This is a genomic window from Methyloversatilis sp. RAC08, assembly GCF_001713355.1.
GTDB lineage: Bacteria > Pseudomonadota > Gammaproteobacteria > Burkholderiales > Rhodocyclaceae > Methyloversatilis.
In genome coordinates, this window is sequence record NZ_CP016448.1 from 641962 (window position 1) to 658645 (window position 16684).

The 16684-nt window shown below is 68.7% G+C and carries 11 protein-coding genes; 8 read left to right on the plus strand and 3 right to left on the minus strand.

Going from position 1 to position 16684, the window contains the following annotated elements; genetic code table 11:
- Window positions 1–327: 327 nt before the first annotated feature.
- From BSY238_RS02910 to can, 6 genes are all read left to right on the plus strand, one after another.
- Entirely contained in the window at window positions 328–1812 is a 1485-nt protein-coding gene (locus tag BSY238_RS02910) for a hypothetical protein (RefSeq protein WP_223300245.1), read from the plus strand.
- Between the two features lie 9 nt (window positions 1813–1821).
- Window positions 1822–2268 (plus strand): hypothetical protein, encoded by a 447-nt coding sequence (locus BSY238_RS18650; RefSeq protein WP_223300246.1) that lies wholly within the window; start codon window positions 1822–1824, stop codon window positions 2266–2268.
- Window positions 2265–3878, plus strand: a complete 1614-nt coding sequence (locus BSY238_RS02915) for a PEP/pyruvate-binding domain-containing protein (RefSeq protein ID WP_069037827.1) — start codon at window positions 2265–2267, stop codon at window positions 3876–3878. The genes BSY238_RS18650 and BSY238_RS02915 overlap by 4 nt, the downstream gene beginning before the upstream one ends.
- Window positions 3879–4010: 132 nt before the next feature.
- Complete coding sequence (locus BSY238_RS02920; RefSeq protein WP_069037828.1) at window positions 4011–4706, plus strand: alpha/beta fold hydrolase; 696 nt, start codon at window positions 4011–4013, stop codon at window positions 4704–4706.
- Window positions 4707–4881: 175 nt separating this feature from the next.
- Complete coding sequence (locus BSY238_RS02925; RefSeq protein ID WP_069037829.1) at window positions 4882–5850, plus strand: GNAT family N-acetyltransferase; 969 nt, start codon at window positions 4882–4884, stop codon at window positions 5848–5850.
- A 227-nt stretch (window positions 5851–6077) separates the two neighbouring features.
- On the plus strand, window positions 6078–6722 hold the full coding sequence (gene can, locus BSY238_RS02930; RefSeq protein ID WP_069037830.1) for a carbonate dehydratase: 645 nt from the start codon (window positions 6078–6080) through the stop codon (window positions 6720–6722).
- Between the two features lie 40 nt (window positions 6723–6762).
- On the opposite strand, the gene BSY238_RS02935 is transcribed toward can, so the two are convergent.
- The gene (locus tag BSY238_RS02935; protein ID WP_223300247.1) at window positions 6763–11847 is read right to left on the minus strand and encodes an alpha-2-macroglobulin family protein; all 5085 of its coding nucleotides are present in this window, start codon (window positions 11845–11847) and stop codon (window positions 6763–6765) included.
- A gap of 358 nt (window positions 11848–12205) precedes the next feature.
- Here BSY238_RS02935 and BSY238_RS02940 point away from each other — a divergent pair, with 358 nt between their 5' ends.
- Window positions 12206–13069 (plus strand): hypothetical protein, encoded by an 864-nt coding sequence (locus tag BSY238_RS02940; protein ID WP_069037831.1) that lies wholly within the window; start codon window positions 12206–12208, stop codon window positions 13067–13069.
- A gap of 207 nt (window positions 13070–13276) precedes the next feature.
- Entirely contained in the window at window positions 13277–13972 is a 696-nt protein-coding gene (locus tag BSY238_RS02945; protein ID WP_069040411.1) for an N-acyl amino acid synthase FeeM domain-containing protein, read from the plus strand.
- A 35-nt stretch (window positions 13973–14007) separates the two neighbouring features.
- Here the strand turns inward: BSY238_RS02945 and BSY238_RS02950 are convergent, their stop codons facing one another.
- Window positions 14008–15936 (minus strand): EAL domain-containing protein, encoded by a 1929-nt coding sequence (locus BSY238_RS02950; RefSeq protein WP_069040412.1) that lies wholly within the window; start codon window positions 15934–15936, stop codon window positions 14008–14010.
- Window positions 15936–16658, minus strand: coding sequence for a transglutaminase-like cysteine peptidase (locus tag BSY238_RS02955; RefSeq protein ID WP_069037832.1), 723 nt, complete (start codon window positions 16656–16658; stop codon window positions 15936–15938). Before BSY238_RS02955 ends, BSY238_RS02950 begins: the two co-directional genes overlap by 1 nt.
- Window positions 16659–16684 lie beyond the last annotated feature (26 nt).

Consider the following 16684-nt stretch of genomic DNA (forward strand, 5'->3'; position numbering starts at 1 on the left):
TCCTGTCGGATCGGGATGGAAATGTCAGGATAGCACCCAGACGTTGTTAATCAAACAATATATGTTTCGATAGATCACAATCAAGCACACTCACCTGCGGGCGACGCCGATCCGGCGGCAGCAAGCAGGATGGTGCTCGGCCTCCGCGCCAACCGTCGACGGTGCGTAAAAAAACCCGCTCGCACGTATCCCCGCAGGCGGGCCATGCCGCCCCAGTCGCGCACGATTGACCTGCGTCAAGCGGCGCCAACACCGGTGCCGCGCTGTCATCAATCCGCCATCTGTGCGCTCGACACTGACCCGTTCGATCCCGCACCAATACGCCGCATGCGCAAGGAATCCGCCGTCGAAGCACTCGGCCAGCAGTCGCTGCTGATGCCGGCCCGCATCAAGGCCGCGCTGGCCGCCAATGACCGACTCAAGCTCAGCCTGACCATGCTGCAGGCGGCGGCCGCGCACGCCTCCGACCGCGAAGCGCCGGTCGCCGACTGGGCACCGGACATGCGCCAGGCCGGCCTGCGTGACGCCACCTGGCTGCGCGAACTGGTCAGCACTGCCTACTTCGACGATCACACGCTGGTGCTGCCGAAGATCGCCCCGCTGGCCGAACTGCTGCAGACCGATCTCACGCTGATGGCGCGCCCGGTGTGCGATGGCGGTGCCCCGGTCGACGCCGAACTGCAGCAGCGGCGCGACGAATGGCTGGCCCGGCTCGGTACGCTGGCCGAGCGCGAAGGTCTGGATGGCGACGGACTGCGCGCGCTCACCCACGGCGACCGCCGCGGCGGCGACAGCCTGCACCTGCTGGTGATGGACCTGCATCGCCGGCTCAATGCACTGTCGGCGCAGATCGCGACCGAGAACATCGACGGCGCGCACGCCTGGCAGATCAAGCCGGAGGACAGGCCGCTGATCCAGGCCTTCATGCGCGGCATCGCGCGCACCGCGCCGCTCAAATTCTCGCATCCCGGCCTCGATACCGCGGTCACGCGCGACCACAGCCGGTTGCTGATCCAGAACGACATCGGCACCAATGACGTGCATGTGCTGGTGATCGAGGTCGAACACGGCCGCATCGCGCTCACCTATTCCGACCTGCATGCCGGCCGCTTCGACTTCTTCCGCCGCATGCTGGCCGACATCGGCTTCGAATGGACGGTGTCGGCGCCGCGCGTCAGCAGCGAACTGAACGCCGGCAAGCCCTATCAGCTCGGCCGCGCCGAACTGCGCACACGCGGCGTTCGCGCCCAGTGCGACGCGCTGGAGCGGATGGCTTCGCGCATCGTGTTCGTGATCGACTGGAATCGCGCCCGGCGACGGCTGCAGATTTTCATCGACAAGGCCGGCGCGCGCGACCTGCTGTGGCAGGCGGCGCGCGAGGAATGGGGCCACATGGCCTGGCTGCTGGCCGGCGGCGAGGAGTTGGTGTACAGCGCGATGCGCGCGGCCGGCGCCGATGTCTTCCGCGTTGGCGACCGTCTGGATGCCGTGCTCGGCCGCGAAGCCGCGCGCGACTATCTGGCGGCCCTGCTGCGCACCTCCAGCCAGGCGCTGCTGGCGCATCAGCCGGTCAATCAGGTGGCCGACGAGGCGCGCCTGCTGCTCGCGCAGCTGCTGGCCCGGCGCACGATCGAACTGGACCTGATCGCCGAACACGCCGCCTGGTGTCACGCGCTGGCGCAGGCGCTGGGCGATGCGCTCGACGGCGCCGGCGACGCTGCAGCGCTGAGCGCACGCGCGAAGGACTGGGAGCGGCGCGCCGACCGCCTGCTCACCGAGGCACGCCAGCGCGCCGAGCGGCAGCCGCGCTAGGCCGCGGTGGTGGCACTGCTGTCGCAGGCCGACGACGTGGCCGACGCACTGGAAGAGTGTCTGTTCATCCATTCGATGCTGGATGCGCCGCCGATCGACGGCATGCCGGGCGAGGTGCGCGACGCACTGCGTCTGCTGTGCAACACGACCACCGCGGCCATCCAGGACTGGGTGCGCGCGATCGAAATCGCGCGCCATGTCGGCGGTGCCGGTGACGCGGGCGAGGGCGAAAGCTTCCTGCAGACGCTGTGGCGCATGCTGCGCGCCGAGCGCCTGTGCGACGAACAGGCGCGGCAGGCCCGGCGCGCCATCGTGCGCACGCTGCATGCCTCGCCAGCCGCCTATGCGCTGGCCAGCGATCTCGCCGCCACGCTGGAAAAGGCGTCCGACGCCCTGCTCGCAGCAGGTTATTCGCTGCGCAGTCTGGTGTTTTCGCGCAACGGAGATGCCGCATGAAGACAAGCGCCAGACAAGGCTTTCTGATCGGTTGCGGCGAAGCAGAGCACGCCGACGCCAGCGCCGCCAGCATGGGTTCCAAGGCCTGGAACCTGCTGCGCATGGCCAACACCGGGCTGCGCGTGCCGCCGGCCTTCGTGCTCGGCACGCAGTGGACCGACCACCCCGACACCGGCATCGAACACGCCTTCGCCAGCGGCCTGCCTGCGCTCGAACAGGCAGTCGGCCGCCGCCTCGGCAATGCCGCCGACCCGCTCATCGTGTCGGTACGCTCGGGGGCTGCGGTGTCCATGCCGGGCATGATGGAAACGCTGCTCAACATCGGCCTGTCAGACCGCACGCTGTCCGGCTTCCTGCGCCAGACCGGCAACCCGCGCCTGGTATGGGACGCCTACCGCCGACTGGTGGCGAGCTATGGCGAAGTGGTGGCCGGCCTGCCGGCTGGGCTGTTCGAAGGCGAACTGGAGCGGATGACCCAGGAGCGCGACGAACGCAGCCTCGACTTCAGCGAACTGCGCGACCTGACCCACCGCTTCCTCGATCTTTATGCCGCGGGTGCCGGCAGGCCCTTCCCGCAAGACCCGAATGAGCAGTTGGCCGAGGCAGTGCGCGCGGTATTCGCATCGTGGAACGCCGACAAGGCGGCGACCTATCGCCGGCTCAACAACATCGCCGCCGACATGGGCACCGCGGTGACCGTACAGGCCATGGTGTTCGGCAACTGCGGTCACGGCTCGGGTGCCGGCGTCGGCTTCACGCGCAACCCGGCCACCGGCGAGCCGGGACTGTGGGTGGATTTCCTGTCCAACGCCCAGGGCGAAGATGTGGTGTCGGGTCGGCGCAGTGCGCACGGACACGAAGCGCTGGCGCAAAGCCTGCCGGCCGCGTGGGCCGATCTGCAGCATGCCGCCGGTGCGCTGGAATCGCTGTTCGGCGACATGCAGGATTTCGAATTCACGGTGCAGGATGGCGTGCTGCACCTGCTGCAGTCGCGCACCGGCAAGCGTACGCCCCGTGCCGCCGCGCGCATCGCACTGGACCTGCTGGACGAAGGCGTGATCGACGCGGACACCGCGCGCCATCGCACTGCCGAACTGGATGACAGCGACCTGCAGACGATGCGGCTGGTGTTCAAGGGTCACAGCGAACCACCCGAGCCGCTGGCCTGTGGCATGAGTGCGAGCGCCGGTATCGCGAGCGGAGAGATCGCCTTCGATGGCGAGCGCGTTGCCGCCCGCGTGAAGGACGGGGCGCGCGTCATCCTGGTGCGCAGCGACGCGGAAACCGCCGATATCGGCGCGCTCGAACACGCGGCCGGTCTGCTCACCCGCAACGGTGCCCGCACCTCTCATGCCGCAGTGGTGGCGCGCCAGCTCGGCAAGGTGTGCCTGGTCGGCTGCGATGCGCTGCGCATCGACCTTGAGAAGCGCCGTCTGCACATCGGCGAACAGCGCTTCGTCGAAGGCGATGCCATCACGCTGGACGGCAACTCCGGCGGCATTCACGCCGGCACGGTGCGCAGCGAGCGCGTACCGGACCGCCCGCTGATGGCGCGGCTGCAGGCACTGCGCGGAAAACCGGCGAAGGCGCAGGGCAAACGCAAGCGCTGACCGGCGGGCCGCCGTTCGACCGGGGGCACGGCTGATGCAAATGCACTGCCCGATCGATGCGGCCCATGCACCGACACGTGCCTGTAACCCTGTCGTTACCAGGCTGACGCATGAGCGCGCCACGCTTTCGCGATGCGCACCCACGTCACATTCGTGCTGCTGCCCGGACTCGATGGCAGTGCGGCCTTTCTGCGCCCGCTGATCGACGCGCTGCCGGCGTGGATCACGCCGCGCGTCATCAGTTACCCCCGCGACGGCGCCCAGGACTACGACACCCTGCTGCGCCACGCGCTCGCGCAGACCACCGACCTCGACGCCTACTGGCTGCTCGGCAGTTCGTTCGGCGGGCCATTGGCGCTGCGGATGGCATCGGCCGATGCGGCGCGGGTGCGCGGTCTGGTGCTGTCCACTTCGTTCGTACGCATGCCGCAGCCGAGGCGGGCGAAATGGGCGCCCTTTGTCAGTTCGACCGTGATCGGCGCGCTGCGCACCGCGCGCCGGCTGCCGGTGTGGTTGGGGCGCCGTCGGTCAGATCCGTTCCGCATCGCCAAAGCGGAAACCTGGCGCCACGTGTCCTCACACGAATTGGCGGCGCGCATCCGCACCGTCATGCGCGAGGACGCCAGCGCACATCTGCGCGCGCTCGGCATACCGGTGCTGTGTCTGGTCGCGGCCGACGACACCGTGGTGCTGCCGCACAACCTCGACGATCTTGTCGCGCTCAAGCCGGATGCCGGCGTGGAGTCGCTGCCCGGCAGCCACATGGCGCTGTTTCATCACGCCGGGCTGGCGGCGCAGCACATCGTCAGGTTCATGGAGAGGCACTGACGACGCCGTCTTGAAGCGCGGCCTGCGCGCACATCGGCCTGCGTTCTCGAACGCAGGAATTGAGCCTGACTTTGCCGTGCCTTGCCTTCCCGGTTGATTACCCGGTTGCGACCGGGTGACCGCAGGCCGGGCTCGCGCGTAAAGTGGTCGCCTTCTCGGGTGACCTTTCCTTTTCATGGTTGTGAAGATCGACTTCGACCTTGATGCCGACGGGTTTCGTCGGCGTTTCGCACGCATACCCGAATCAAACCTGCTGCAGGACGATCTGTACGGGCGCGCCATGGCGCGCGTGCAGGGACTGCGGCCGCGCTGGGGCCTGATTCGCGATGGCAACGACGAATTGGGCGTGGTGCAGGTGCTTGAGCGGCATGCGCTGTCCGGCCTGCTCGGCGCGGTCGTGCTCGATCGCGGTCCGCTGTGGCTGCCGGGAACCGATGGCGTTGCGCACGTCGGCGACTTCTTCCGCGCGTTTTCGCGCATCTGGCCGCGCCGCATCGGACGACGCCGCCGCCTCATTCCCGAACTGCCTGCCAGCGCGCACAGCATGGCGCTGCTGCGCGCCGCGGGTTGCCGCGCGCTGACCGACACGCCGGCGGCCGGCTACGCCACTTTCATCGTGGCGGCCGATGCGCCGGCAACCTGTCGCAAGCGGCTGCTGCCGCGCTGGCGGCACGCGCTGGAGAAGGCCGAAGACGCGATCGCCGACAGTCGGCTCGTCGTGCATTGGCCGCCCGCGCGCTCGCGCGCCGCCGATCTGCTGCGCCGGCATCTGGCGCAGCGCCAGGCAGTGGGCTATCGCGGTCCGACGGTGGCCGAACTGCAGCGGCTGCTGGTCGATTACGCCCGGGCTGACCAGCTGTTGATCGGCGAGGCACGCGAAGCCGGCAGCGACGCGCCGTGTTCGATGATTGCGCTGCTGTGCCACGGCACGACAGCCACGTACCAGATCGCCTGGAACAGCGACGCCGGTCGTCGTCTGCACGCGAACAATGCGCTGCTGTGGTCGGCACTCGATCAGTTGCGCGAGCGCGGCATCGCGCATCTGGATCTGGGGGGCCACGATGCGCTGCGTTCGCCGCTGCTCAGGCGCTACAAGGCCGGACTGGGCGGGCGGGAAGTCCTTCTGGCCGGCATGCACGACTGAATCGACGCTTGATCCCGAAAACCCGGGATGACCGACGATGGCGCTCACGCGAGCGCCGGGGCGCGCGTGCGGGCAGCGTCATCGTCCTGCGACGCCACGCGGTCGGCGCGTGACACTCTGCTTCGCAAACGGCGTCGACAGCCCCCCAAGGGCGGCCAGTCACCGCCGAATCCATGCGCTGTCGGGGCCGACGATATAATTCGCGCTGATACCCGGGAGCGCACACCATGAAGAAAACTGATCAATTGTTCGCCGCCAACCGCAAGTGGGCGGCCAAGATGCAGGCCGAAGATCCGCAGTTCTTCGAGCATCTGGCCACGCTGCAAAGCCCTGAATATCTGTGGATCGGCTGTTCCGACAGCCGCGTGCCGGCGAACCAGATCGTCGGGCTGATCCCGGGCGAAGTGTTCGTGCATCGCAATGTTGCCAACCTGGTCGTGCAGACCGACCTGAACTGCCTGTCGGTCATGCAGTACGCGGTCGACGTGCTGAAGGTGAAGGACATCCTGGTGGTCGGCCACTACGGCTGCGGCGGCGTGCGCGCCGCGCTGCACGACATGCGTTTCGGCCTGATCGACAACTGGCTGCGCAATGTGCAGGACGTGCGCAACCACCACCGTGCCTTGCTCGACGCCGTGGCCGAAGGCGAACTGCAGGAAAACCGCCTGTGCGAACTGAACGTGATCGAGCAGGCGGTGAACGTGTGCGAAACCACGGTGATCCGCGACGCCTGGGCGCGCGGCCAGGAAGTGCGGGTACATGGCTGGATCTACGGCCTCAAGGACGGCCTGGTGCGCGACCTGCGCATGGAAGCGGGCAACGAGGAAGAACTGCGCGACAACTACGATCTCGCGCTGAAGTCGCTCGATTGACCCGGCCGGGTGACCGGCGCGCCGTGCGCGCCGGTCATGTTCATTCGCTCCGGCGCCCGGCGACCGGCACCGCGTCCACCACCTCCACCGCCTGCCCCGGTTCGCCCACCGTGCGCAGTTCGGGCCGGTACATGTCTTCCAGGAAAGTGCCCGGCACGGTGTAGCGGCCCGGGGTGACGACTCTCACCATATAGATGAGGTTGATCGGCGCGCTGTCGAGCTTGAGGGCGGCGACGAAGCGATCGTCGCGGAACTCGCGGTGCTTCACGCGGTTGTCGGTCATCGTGTCGGCGATGCGCAGCGACTGGCCGTTCGGCAGCTGCAGCGAAAACTCCGATGCCTGCGGGCCCTGCGACAGGTTCTGGTTCTCGATTTCGAGCCCGGCGGGCAGGCGGTCGACCAGCAGGGCGTCGTCGGCGCGGCGCGTCGGCTTCACTTCCACGCGCACCAGCATGAGGTCGCCCACCTTCAGCGCGCGGCCGTCCCACGGCCGGCCGTCGGCGTCGAACCAGCTGCGCTGCACGCTGCCGAGCCGGTTTTCGGGAGGCGGCGTGACCTTCGGGTAGCCGCTGGATTCGATTTCGACGTACAGCGGGGCGTCACCGGTGTTGACCAGCGTGACGCCGCGCCGCGCAGCCGGGGCATCGACCGGCAGCATCATCGGCCTGGCGCCGCCGTAGCGCTCCCCGCCTTCGACCTGCAGCGCCCAGGGCTTGCCGGCGCCCAGCCCCGCGGCGCGGCCGGCCATGACGAGCGCGACCTGTTCCTGCGTGGACAGCCAGCGCCGCTGCGCGCTGTCGGCCGACAGCTCGAACAGCAGGTTGGCGGCGCGATCGAGCTTCACGTCGTGACGTGACAGCAGCGCGTAAAGCATTGCGCGGTCGCGCAGCGGACTACCGTAGTCGCCCAGCCATTCGTACTCGTTGTCATTGCCGGTCAGGCCATACGGCTTGCCGAGCGCCTCGTCGAGCGCGACGCGCGAACGCGCCTCGTCGCCCATGAGCTTCAGCGCCAGACCCAGGTGGGCCAGCGCGAGCGGCGACTTCGCCAGCTGGCGGTGTTCGTCGTGCAACAGGCGCAGCGTCGCGAGTGGCGCACGCTGTTCGCGCGCCAGCACATAGCCCAGATGGGCGGCGTTGGCGAAGCGCGTGTGCGCGCCGCGCACCAGATCGGCTTCACCTGGCTGAGCGGGCTGGGCGGGCTGGGCCAGCGGGCGCACCGGCAGGCGCGGCATCTGCGACGGGGCGAGCTGGAATTCCTTCAGCATCCAGTCCTGCATGCGCCGGGCGAAATTCTCGGGCACGGTGAAGCCGCCTTCGCGCGCGTCGATCAGGAAGCCGGCGACATAGGCGGTGATCCAGTACTCGTATTCGCCGCCACTGCCCCACATCGTCATGCCGCCCTGCGTGCCCTGCATGCCGGCCAGCCGGCCGATCGCCGCCTCGACCAGCGCGGCGCGCTCGGCGCGGGTATGCGGCTTCAGGCCCAGTTCGGCGGCATAGGCTTCGTCGATGATGACGTGCGGCCAGGCGGCACTGACCGTCTGTTCGGCGCAGCCGTACGGATAGCGCAGCAGGCCGCGCACCTGTTCGCGGATGTTCAGCGGCGGGCTCGATGCGGCGGTCACGTTGAGCGACGCGGACGCCGGCCAGAAGGTGTCGAGCACCGATGCGTCGACGACGTGGCGTCCACCAGCGTCGATCTTCACGCGCCGTACCTGACGCTGCAGGGCGACCGGTGGCGTGACCTGCAGCGCAGCTTCGCGCTCGATGTGGAGGGGTTTGAGACCGCCGGTGGCATCGAGCGTCAGCGTCAGTCGCGCGAGCCCCTCCGCTTCGACCGCCTCGGCGGCGAAACGCAGGGTTTCGCGCTGCTTGGGCGCAAGCGTCAGCGTGCGGGCGCCGTCGGCGATACGCGCGGGCGACTCGGCTGCCAGCGTAAGGCGGATCTGCTGCGACGCGTCGGTCAGATTGGTGACGTCGAGCGCCACGGTGGCGCGGTCACCCGGCGCGATGAAGCGCGGCGTGGACAGTTCGGCCACGATGGGTGCGGCAACGACCATCTCGCGTTCGCCGCGGCCGAAGCGATCCGGCGTGGAGGCGACGGCCATCAGGCGCAGGCTGCCGTTGAAGTCGGGCAGCATGAGCGCGATGCTCGCTTCGCCCTTGTCGTCGAGCTTCACCGGGCCGGAGAACAGATCGACCAGCTTCACCTTCTTCGGCATGCTCTGCGAATCGCGCATGCCGGCGTCGCCGCCCCACTTGAGCTTGCCACGCGTGCCATCCATCTTTTCGATCAGCCGGCCATAGATGTCGAGCAGATCCGGGGCGTAGCGCTGCTTGCCGAAGAAATAGCCGTGCGGGTCGGGCGTGGCGAACTGCGTGATGTTCAGGATGCCCTGATCGACCGCCGACAGCGTCACCCAGGCCTGCTGGCCGGTCGCGCCTTCGACCTTCACCTTCACCGTCGTCTTCGTTTCCGGCTCGACCTTGGCCGGCGCATCCAGCGCCACCTTCAGCTTGCGGTCTTCGCGCGCCAGCGGAATGTGGGCGAGCCCGAGCGCGCGCGCCGGTGTCACGCGGCTGCCTTCGCTGCCCGGCCGGAACGCCAGCACGGATACATAGAGGTCGTGCCGGTTCCAGCTCGCATCGAGCGGCAGATTGATGGCGGTACCGGCGGCGCTCACCTTGACGCGTTTCGCCCACAGCACGCGGTCGCCCTCGATCAGCACCAGCGCTTCGCCGTCGTGCGGCGGTGTGAGATGCGCCTTCACCGTGTCGCCGGCGCGGAAGGGCGCGCCTTCGAGGCGCACCTGCACTCGGTCGGGCCGGTTGCCGAGCGCCTCATCGCCCTGCGCACCCCAGCCGGCGTAGAAGCGGTAGCGCATCGCGAGGCCGTGCTGCGGGTCGTCGATTTCCAGCCGGTAACTGCCCCAGGTGACCGGGAAACTGAGCTTGCCCTGCGTCTTCAGGGCAATGGTGCGGCTGTCGACCAGTTCGTCGGCATCGCTGAAGCCGGAGTGCCAGCCGCGCTGGTCGTCGAAGCGCCAGTAGTACTGCCGCTCTTCCTTGAACAGCCGCACGTTGGCCTTGTCGAGCGCGGCCGGTGCGCCGTCGGGCAGGAAGCGGCCGACCTCGAATTCGGCCAGCGACGATTCGCGCGCCACGTCGGCCTCGAACAGCGGTCGCACACCGATCAGCGCGGGCGCCGGCCACCAGGCGCGTTCGATCGAACGCACCACCGGGCGACCGCCGGATTCGAGCAGGCTCAGGCTGGTGCGCAGGCGCAGCGGTGAGCGCGCGCTGCCCGGATCGTACGGCACCGCCAACTGTGCGGCGCCGCTGTCGTCGAGTGCGGTTTCTTCCAGTTCGCGTCGACCCTTGAGCGCGTCGTCGGCGAAGTCGCCGAAGATGAAGCCGGGCTTCTGCGGCAGCGCAAAGCGCAGGCGTTCGGTCGCGAGCGCGCCGAGCAGGCGGTTGCCGGCGGCCGGCGCGCCGAACAGGTAGTCGCCCTGCACCACGATGTCGAACGGCGCGCCGTCGGTCAGCACGCCCTCGGCACTGGTCAGCGCGAGCTTCATGCGTTCGGGCAGGAATTCTTCGACCTTGAAACGCATGATCGCGTCCGGCCGCCTGGCACCCGGATCGGCTCGCAGTTCCAGCGTCCAGGCGCCGGTCTGGGCATCACCGGGTATCGCCAGCGTGTGCCGGAAGTAACCGGGTTGTTCGCCCGAAGGCTGCCACACGCGCTGGCTCACGGTGCGCCCGTCGGGGCGCTTGAGCAGCGCGCTGACCGGCTGCGCGGCCACCGGTTTGCCGTCGGCATCGCGCGCCAGCACCGACACGTCGAAGCTCTCGCCCGGCCGGTACAGATCGCGCCCGCTCCACACGAACAGCTTGTTGTTCGTCGGCAGCAGGCCGGCGGTATCGAATTCGGACAGGTCGAGTGCGGCTTCGCCCAGCGACACGACCGACAGCTCGCGCCCGCGCCGCGCGATCACCAGCCGGGCGTCGGCCGGTACGGCGTCGAAAGTCGCGCGGCCGTCGCCTTCGGCCTTGACCGACGCGACGCGCTTGCCGTCGCCGTCCAGCACCTCGAACTCGACGCCGTCGAGCGCCGCACCCGAACGCAGCGACGTGGCGAAGGCATCGACCCGGCTGCCGTTGCGATGCAGGTGCAGGCCGATGTCGCTGACGTAGAAATAGGTGGTCTGGTAGTCGCCGGAAAAACTGCCCGGTACATTCATCACGGCGACATATACGCCCGGCTCGCGCAGCTCCTTGATGTGCTCGACCGGCAGGAAGCTCACGTGCCGGCGGTCGCGCTTGTCGTCGGTCTGGAAGCGGCCCAGATACACGCTGGACGACAGGTCCTTAAGCTGGTCGATGTACCAGCCGGAGGTGCGGCCGCGCAGGTCGACGGTGCCGCCGTCGTAGTATTCGCCCTCGTACTCGCCCTCGCCCTGCGCGCCCTCCTCGCCGGCACTGCGGCGGATGCCGTACACCTTGTCGAGAAAGGCCGGCAGCTGCGCCGGCTCGACGCGCAGGAACTGCACGTCGACTTCGGGCGTGTTGATGGTGACGACCGGCAGGCCGCCGTTCTGCCCGGCCGGCAGCACCGTGCCGCGGCTGGCGAAGAAGAACGCCGGCGGCATGTCTTCGACCAGGGTTTCGCACTGGTGGGTGCCGGCGAGCTGATCGCCGGCGCGCGACGCGACGCCGACAGCCACGTCGATGCGGTAACGCCGCTTCGGCAGCACACCAGAGAAATAGGCGATGCGCGGGTTGTCGCCCAGGTACCAGTTGCCGACCACCTTGCCGCCGGCTTGTCCAGATTCGCTGTCACCCAGATCGGTGACCGTCATCAATTCGCCCAGCGGCAGCTTGCGCGCCAGCGGCCGGCTGAAGGTGACCGCCAGCGCTGGCCCGGCGTCACGGCTGCGCGCGTCGCAGCGCAGTACCGCGAATGGCGTGTCGGGGTCATCGCCGATGGCGGCGATCGGCGCGTCCGGGCTGCGCGTCGTCTGCCACCACAGCCCCGCCGCGACCGCAGCCGCCAGCACGAACACTCCCGCCCAAAGCTTGCCGCCGCCTGCCTTCATGACCGTGCCCGTTCCGTCTGTCATCACCCGCCGCGATTATCCGCGATCCGTACGATGAACATGCGAATGTGTGGGTGCGGAACTTGGGAGGTGTTCCTGTGGGAGCTGTCCCTGTTGGAGCTGTCGCTGTGGGAGCTGTCCCTGTGGGAGCGGCGATCCACTGCCGGCCCTGCATGGCCGGCCGGCTCTGCGGGCGGCGAGCAGTGCTCGCCGAAACCCCCGCTCTGCCCTCGCCGCGATATGCACTTCGCACAACGACGGTCGCGGCACGATCGCGGCGGGGCCGCCGCTCCCACAGGGGCGCATCCGGGGCGCACGTCCGATTGGACGCCCGCGTGACCTGCAGCTATCATTTTCGCCCGCAAATCAACTGCTTTCAGCCATGCCCCTGATCGAATTGCAGTGCCCACGCCCGGAAACGAGTGCAGAAACGTTGCGCACCAGCCTGTCGGTGCTGCTCGCCCGTCTGTACGAACGCGACCGCGGTCTCGATTCGGCGCATTTGCGGGTGCTGGTGCTGCGCGACGACGCGGGCGGTTCGGCCGGTAGCGCGCCACCGCTGTCGCGCGAGGACGGCGCGGGCGGCTTCACGATCACGTTGTCGGCTCCATTCGTCGAACAGTCGCTGGCGGGCGAGCCCGAGCAATTGCTGCAACTGGTGCATGCGCTACATCGCGAACTGTGGCGTGGCGAGCTGGCGCTTGCGCCCCCCGTTGAGGCCGCGGGGGATGCACTCGCTGCGCAGTTCGCGCCGATCGCCCAGCTGATGCTGGACGAATACCGCGCCAACCGCGCCAGTGCCTGGTCACTGCCGGCGGGTGCCGATCTGCTGCTGCCGCATCTGCTGCACCTGCTCGACGAACTGCCCGACGCCAGCCAGCGCGCCCTCGCCGACTTCCGTGCCGACGGCGATCTGGACACGCTGACCGGCCTTGCAATGACACGGCTGACGCATCTGATGCAGACGCTGGCGTTCAGCCTCGGCTATCTCGCCGGACTGCAGCGCAGCGCCGCCGACATCGCACCCGAGCTGAAAGCCGGGCTCGACGCGTCGCTGATCGGCCGCGAATGGCCGCGCATCGCCGCCCTGCTTGCGGGTGCTGCCGCAGTCGAGCGCGAAGCGCGCGCGCTGCAGATGAACATGCTGGCGACGCGCATCATCGCCGTGCTCGGCAGCATGGGCCTGCATGCCCGCGCGGGAGACGACGGCGCCGTGTGGATGGATGTGGCGGCGACGCTGCATTAGGCGAGCGCCAGGGCTACAGGCGCTGCGGCACAGGATTACTGCAGGACCACTCGGAACGGCAAGAAAACCGTCACCTGACGATCAAGCCATTGCAACGGGGATCCTCTAGCTTTGCGGCTCGGCAAGGTCACGCATCACGGATGCGGACCGGTTTGCCGAATGACACAGTCCCGCGACAGCGCGGGTCGCACCGCACAAGGCCCCAGGATGACAACCCGAGTTCCGCAGAACGCTGCCAACGACACCCGCTTCCATGCGTTTCCGTTCGCCCGCCCGACGCCGCGGCTGACCCTGATCCAGGTCGCGGCGCAGACGCCGTGCGCACAGCACGCGCACCGCGCGCCCTTCGCAGATTTTGAATTCCCGATCGCCCGCAGCGAGGTTGATCTGGCCGCCGCAGCGGCGCTGGTCGAGCGCTGCTACGGCCGGCGCGGTTATCCGGCGCAGCGGCCCGAATCGACGACCGGTGAAACAACCTTGCTGGCGCGCTGGGCCGGCCGCCTGGTCGGTACGGTAACGGTGCGCTGCGGTGTCACGCAGCGCCTGCACGCCGAAACCGGCTTCGCGGAACACGTCGGGGCCTTGCGCGAGCAGGGCTGCCGGCTGATCGAATACACACGCTTTGCGATCGATCGCGATGTGCTGTCACGCGCCGGGCAGGACACCGATCTCGCATTCGAACTGATACGCCGTGCGCTGCAGCTGGGCCGCGTGTCGCTCGCGGCAACCGATGCCGTGATCGAGGTGAATCCGCGTCATGTGCGCTATTACCAGCGTGCGTTCGGCTTCCGTACATTCGGAGCCGAACGCCGGTGCGAACGCGTCGGCGCGCCGGCGCGGCTGCTGCATCTGAACCTGGTGGCGACCGATTCCGCCAACCGTCCCCGACTGGCACTGCACTGAAGGCGCGCAGCTGACCGCACGAGGGAAACCCGCGCTCAGCGCACAGGCAGGATTTCCGCCGCCACCGCTTCGCCCTGAACGCCCCGGAAGCCGAGGGCGTGAAGGGCGGCCAGGGTTTCGACGTGTTCCACCGCGACCGCGACCGGCAGGATGGACAGCGCAGACGCGATGCCGGTCAGCGATGACACATAGGCGCCCGAATCCGGATTGAGCAGGGCTTCGCGCGTCAGCGTGACCGAAAACTTGACGTGCTGCGGCCGCAGTCGACGCAACAGGCTGAGCGCGTTGGCATGCAGGCCGAAGTGCTTGATGCCGATCGCCAGCCCGCGCGACTGCGCCAGCTGGGCAAACGCCTCGGCCGCGTCCGGGTCACCCAGCAGGGCGACTTCGGAGAATTCGAGGATGAAACCGGCACGACGCGCGTCGTGCCGGTAGCCACCGACCCAGCGCAGGATGTCGGGATCGATGAGCGCCGCGGCGCTGACATTCACCACCGTCGCCAGACCGTCGCGTCGCACCTGCGCATGTTCCAGCGCGCGCATCAGACAGGCGCTGTCTAGCGCGGCCGATACGCGTGCTTCGCCGGCGTAGGTCATGTATTCGGCGGCGCGGATGAACCGGTCACCCGCGTCGAGTGCAGCGCGCAACTCGACATGCAGCGCGCCGGCAGCGCCACCGGCATCGAGCACGCGGGTGGCCTGCGACGCGAAAGCGATGCGCCCCTGCCCGATCAGGTCGCGCACGGTGCCGCGCACCGCAGCGCCTGCCGATTCGATGTCCTGCGCGTGCGCAAGCGGGAATTCCTGCGTGTCGGCCGGCAGCCACAGGTGCAGCGCGCGGTCGGCCGCGGCCAGCCAGTGTGCGGCGTCACCGTCGCTGCCACAGTCGGCGGCACCGCCTCGCCAGGCGTCTGGATCATCGGTGCCGGCGGCGCGCGCCAGGCCATTGAGGCGTGCGCGCAGTGCGCCGAGCAGCTGTCGCGCCGGCGCTTCGGCCGCATCGACGAGCAGCGCGAAGCAGGCGCCTTCGATCCGACCGCACAGGCCACCCTTCGCCGCATCGCGGATGTACTGGGCGGATTCGGTCAGCAGATCATCGACCGTCTGCCGACCGTAACGGTTGTTCAGGTCTTCCAGCCCGTCGATGCGCAACAGCGCAAGCCAGCCGCTGCGCTGACCGGCTTCGATGCGCGCTTCGAGGGCCGCACGGAAGCCGCGGCGGTTTGCCAGCCCGGTCAGTTCATCGACCAGCGCCTGGTCGCGGAAGCGTTCGGCGCGCGTTGATTCGGCATCGAGCGCCAGCGCCAGCGCACCCAGCATGCGGTTGAAGGCGCCGACCAGAGGCTGCAGTTCGGTCGGCACGCGGGCTTCATCGATCGGCATGAATTTGCGCGACGCGGCCGCCACGGCCGAGCGCTGAACGCGGCGCAGCGGCCTCAGTCCCCAGCGCAACGCGGCCAGACCGAGCGCGCCGGCCACAGCCAGCCCGCCGCCCATCCAGACCAGCAGGGTCTGCGCGACCGTCCACAACTGAAGGTAGGCCCAGTGCGGATGCGGTTCGACCAGAACGCTGCCGGCGATGCGCCAGCCGGACATGATGTCGGCCGTCTGGGCACCGGACGCCAGCGGCAGCAGGTCGACGAACCACTGCGGTGCGCCACCGGCGAGCCGGGCCGGCGCTTCGCGACTGGCAACGATGCGCTGCTGTGCATCGCGCACGGCGATGCGCCGCAGATAGCTCTGGTCGAAAACCGGCTCGACCAGACTTTCGGCGTTCTGCAGCGCCGGCTGACCACCGGCAGTCAGCGCGACGGTCAGCGACAGTGCGATCGACTGCGCCTGACTGGCCATCTGCGCTTCGACGCGGTCGCGCGACACCCACAGCGCAGTCAGCAGTGCCGCGACGAAAGCCGCCACACCGACACCGAGCAACGCGGCCAGCAGTCGGACGCGCAGGCTGTTCATCATTTCACCTCCGCACGGACGCGGTCGAGCAGTTCGCGCCACTTGCGCAGTTGCTGCGGCGAGCCGAGTTCGCGGTCGCCACCGCCCTGCACCTTCCAGACGCGGTCGTCGTTGAAGCTGTACACGGGCGTCAGGTCGGGCCGCTCGGCCGCCGGCATGAAGCGCTTTTCGAGGTTGTCCAGCACCCACGGCTCGGCGCCGGGTTCAGGGTAGTAGGCGAGCACCATGTGGTTTTCCAGACGGCCTTCGCGCAGCAGACGTACATAAGTGATGCGCAGCTTGTCGGCTGGCATGCCCAGTTCGCGCAGCGCGAAGTATTTGGCCAGCGCGTAGTCTTCGCAATCGCCAGCGGCGACGGAGGCGAATTCGACCGGCGTGGCCCAGTAGTCTTCCGATTTCCACAGCACCGGGTCGGTCACGTAACGCGCCCGGTTGGCTATCTGGTTGATGCGTTCGACGCGCAGTGGCTCGTCGGCAATGTGGCCGGCCGCATTCAGCGACTCGGCCAGTTCGGCCATGCGCGGCCCCGCCTTGCTGCCAAATCGAGCGTCCATGCGCTGCTGCAGTTCAGCGCGCACGGCGAGCAGGTAGCCCTGATAGGTGAAGGCCGTGGCCTGTGCCGCTGCAGCCGCCGTGATGATCAAGAGCGTGCACGCAATCCAGCGCCGTGCGCGAGGCAGGCGGCGCGACGGCAGTGTGGGCGGGTGTGAGGTGGCCGGCATCCGGGAACATCCAGGGACAGTTCTCC

Excerpts from the sequence above, each read along its gene's own strand:
- BSY238_RS02950 (WP_069040412.1), bottom strand. The coding sequence starts at position 15,936 with ATGAACAGCCTGCGCGTCCGACTGCTGGCCGCGTTGCTCGGTGTCGGT.
- BSY238_RS02935 (WP_223300247.1), bottom strand. The coding sequence starts at position 11,847 with ATGACAGACGGAACGGGCACGGTCATGAAGGCAGGCGGCGGCAAGCTT.
- BSY238_RS02955 (WP_069037832.1), bottom strand. The coding sequence starts at position 16,658 with ATGCCGGCCACCTCACACCCGCCCACACTGCCGTCGCGCCGCCTGCCT.
- BSY238_RS02910 (WP_223300245.1), top strand. The coding sequence starts at position 328 with ATGCGCAAGGAATCCGCCGTCGAAGCACTCGGCCAGCAGTCGCTGCTG.
- BSY238_RS02925 (WP_069037829.1), top strand. The coding sequence starts at position 4,882 with ATGGTTGTGAAGATCGACTTCGACCTTGATGCCGACGGGTTTCGTCGG.
- BSY238_RS02915 (WP_069037827.1), top strand. The coding sequence starts at position 2,265 with ATGAAGACAAGCGCCAGACAAGGCTTTCTGATCGGTTGCGGCGAAGCA.
- BSY238_RS02920 (WP_069037828.1), top strand. The coding sequence starts at position 4,011 with ATGCGCACCCACGTCACATTCGTGCTGCTGCCCGGACTCGATGGCAGT.
- BSY238_RS02945 (WP_069040411.1), top strand. The coding sequence starts at position 13,277 with ATGACAACCCGAGTTCCGCAGAACGCTGCCAACGACACCCGCTTCCAT.
- can (WP_069037830.1), top strand. The coding sequence starts at position 6,078 with ATGAAGAAAACTGATCAATTGTTCGCCGCCAACCGCAAGTGGGCGGCC.
- BSY238_RS02940 (WP_069037831.1), top strand. The coding sequence starts at position 12,206 with ATGCCCCTGATCGAATTGCAGTGCCCACGCCCGGAAACGAGTGCAGAA.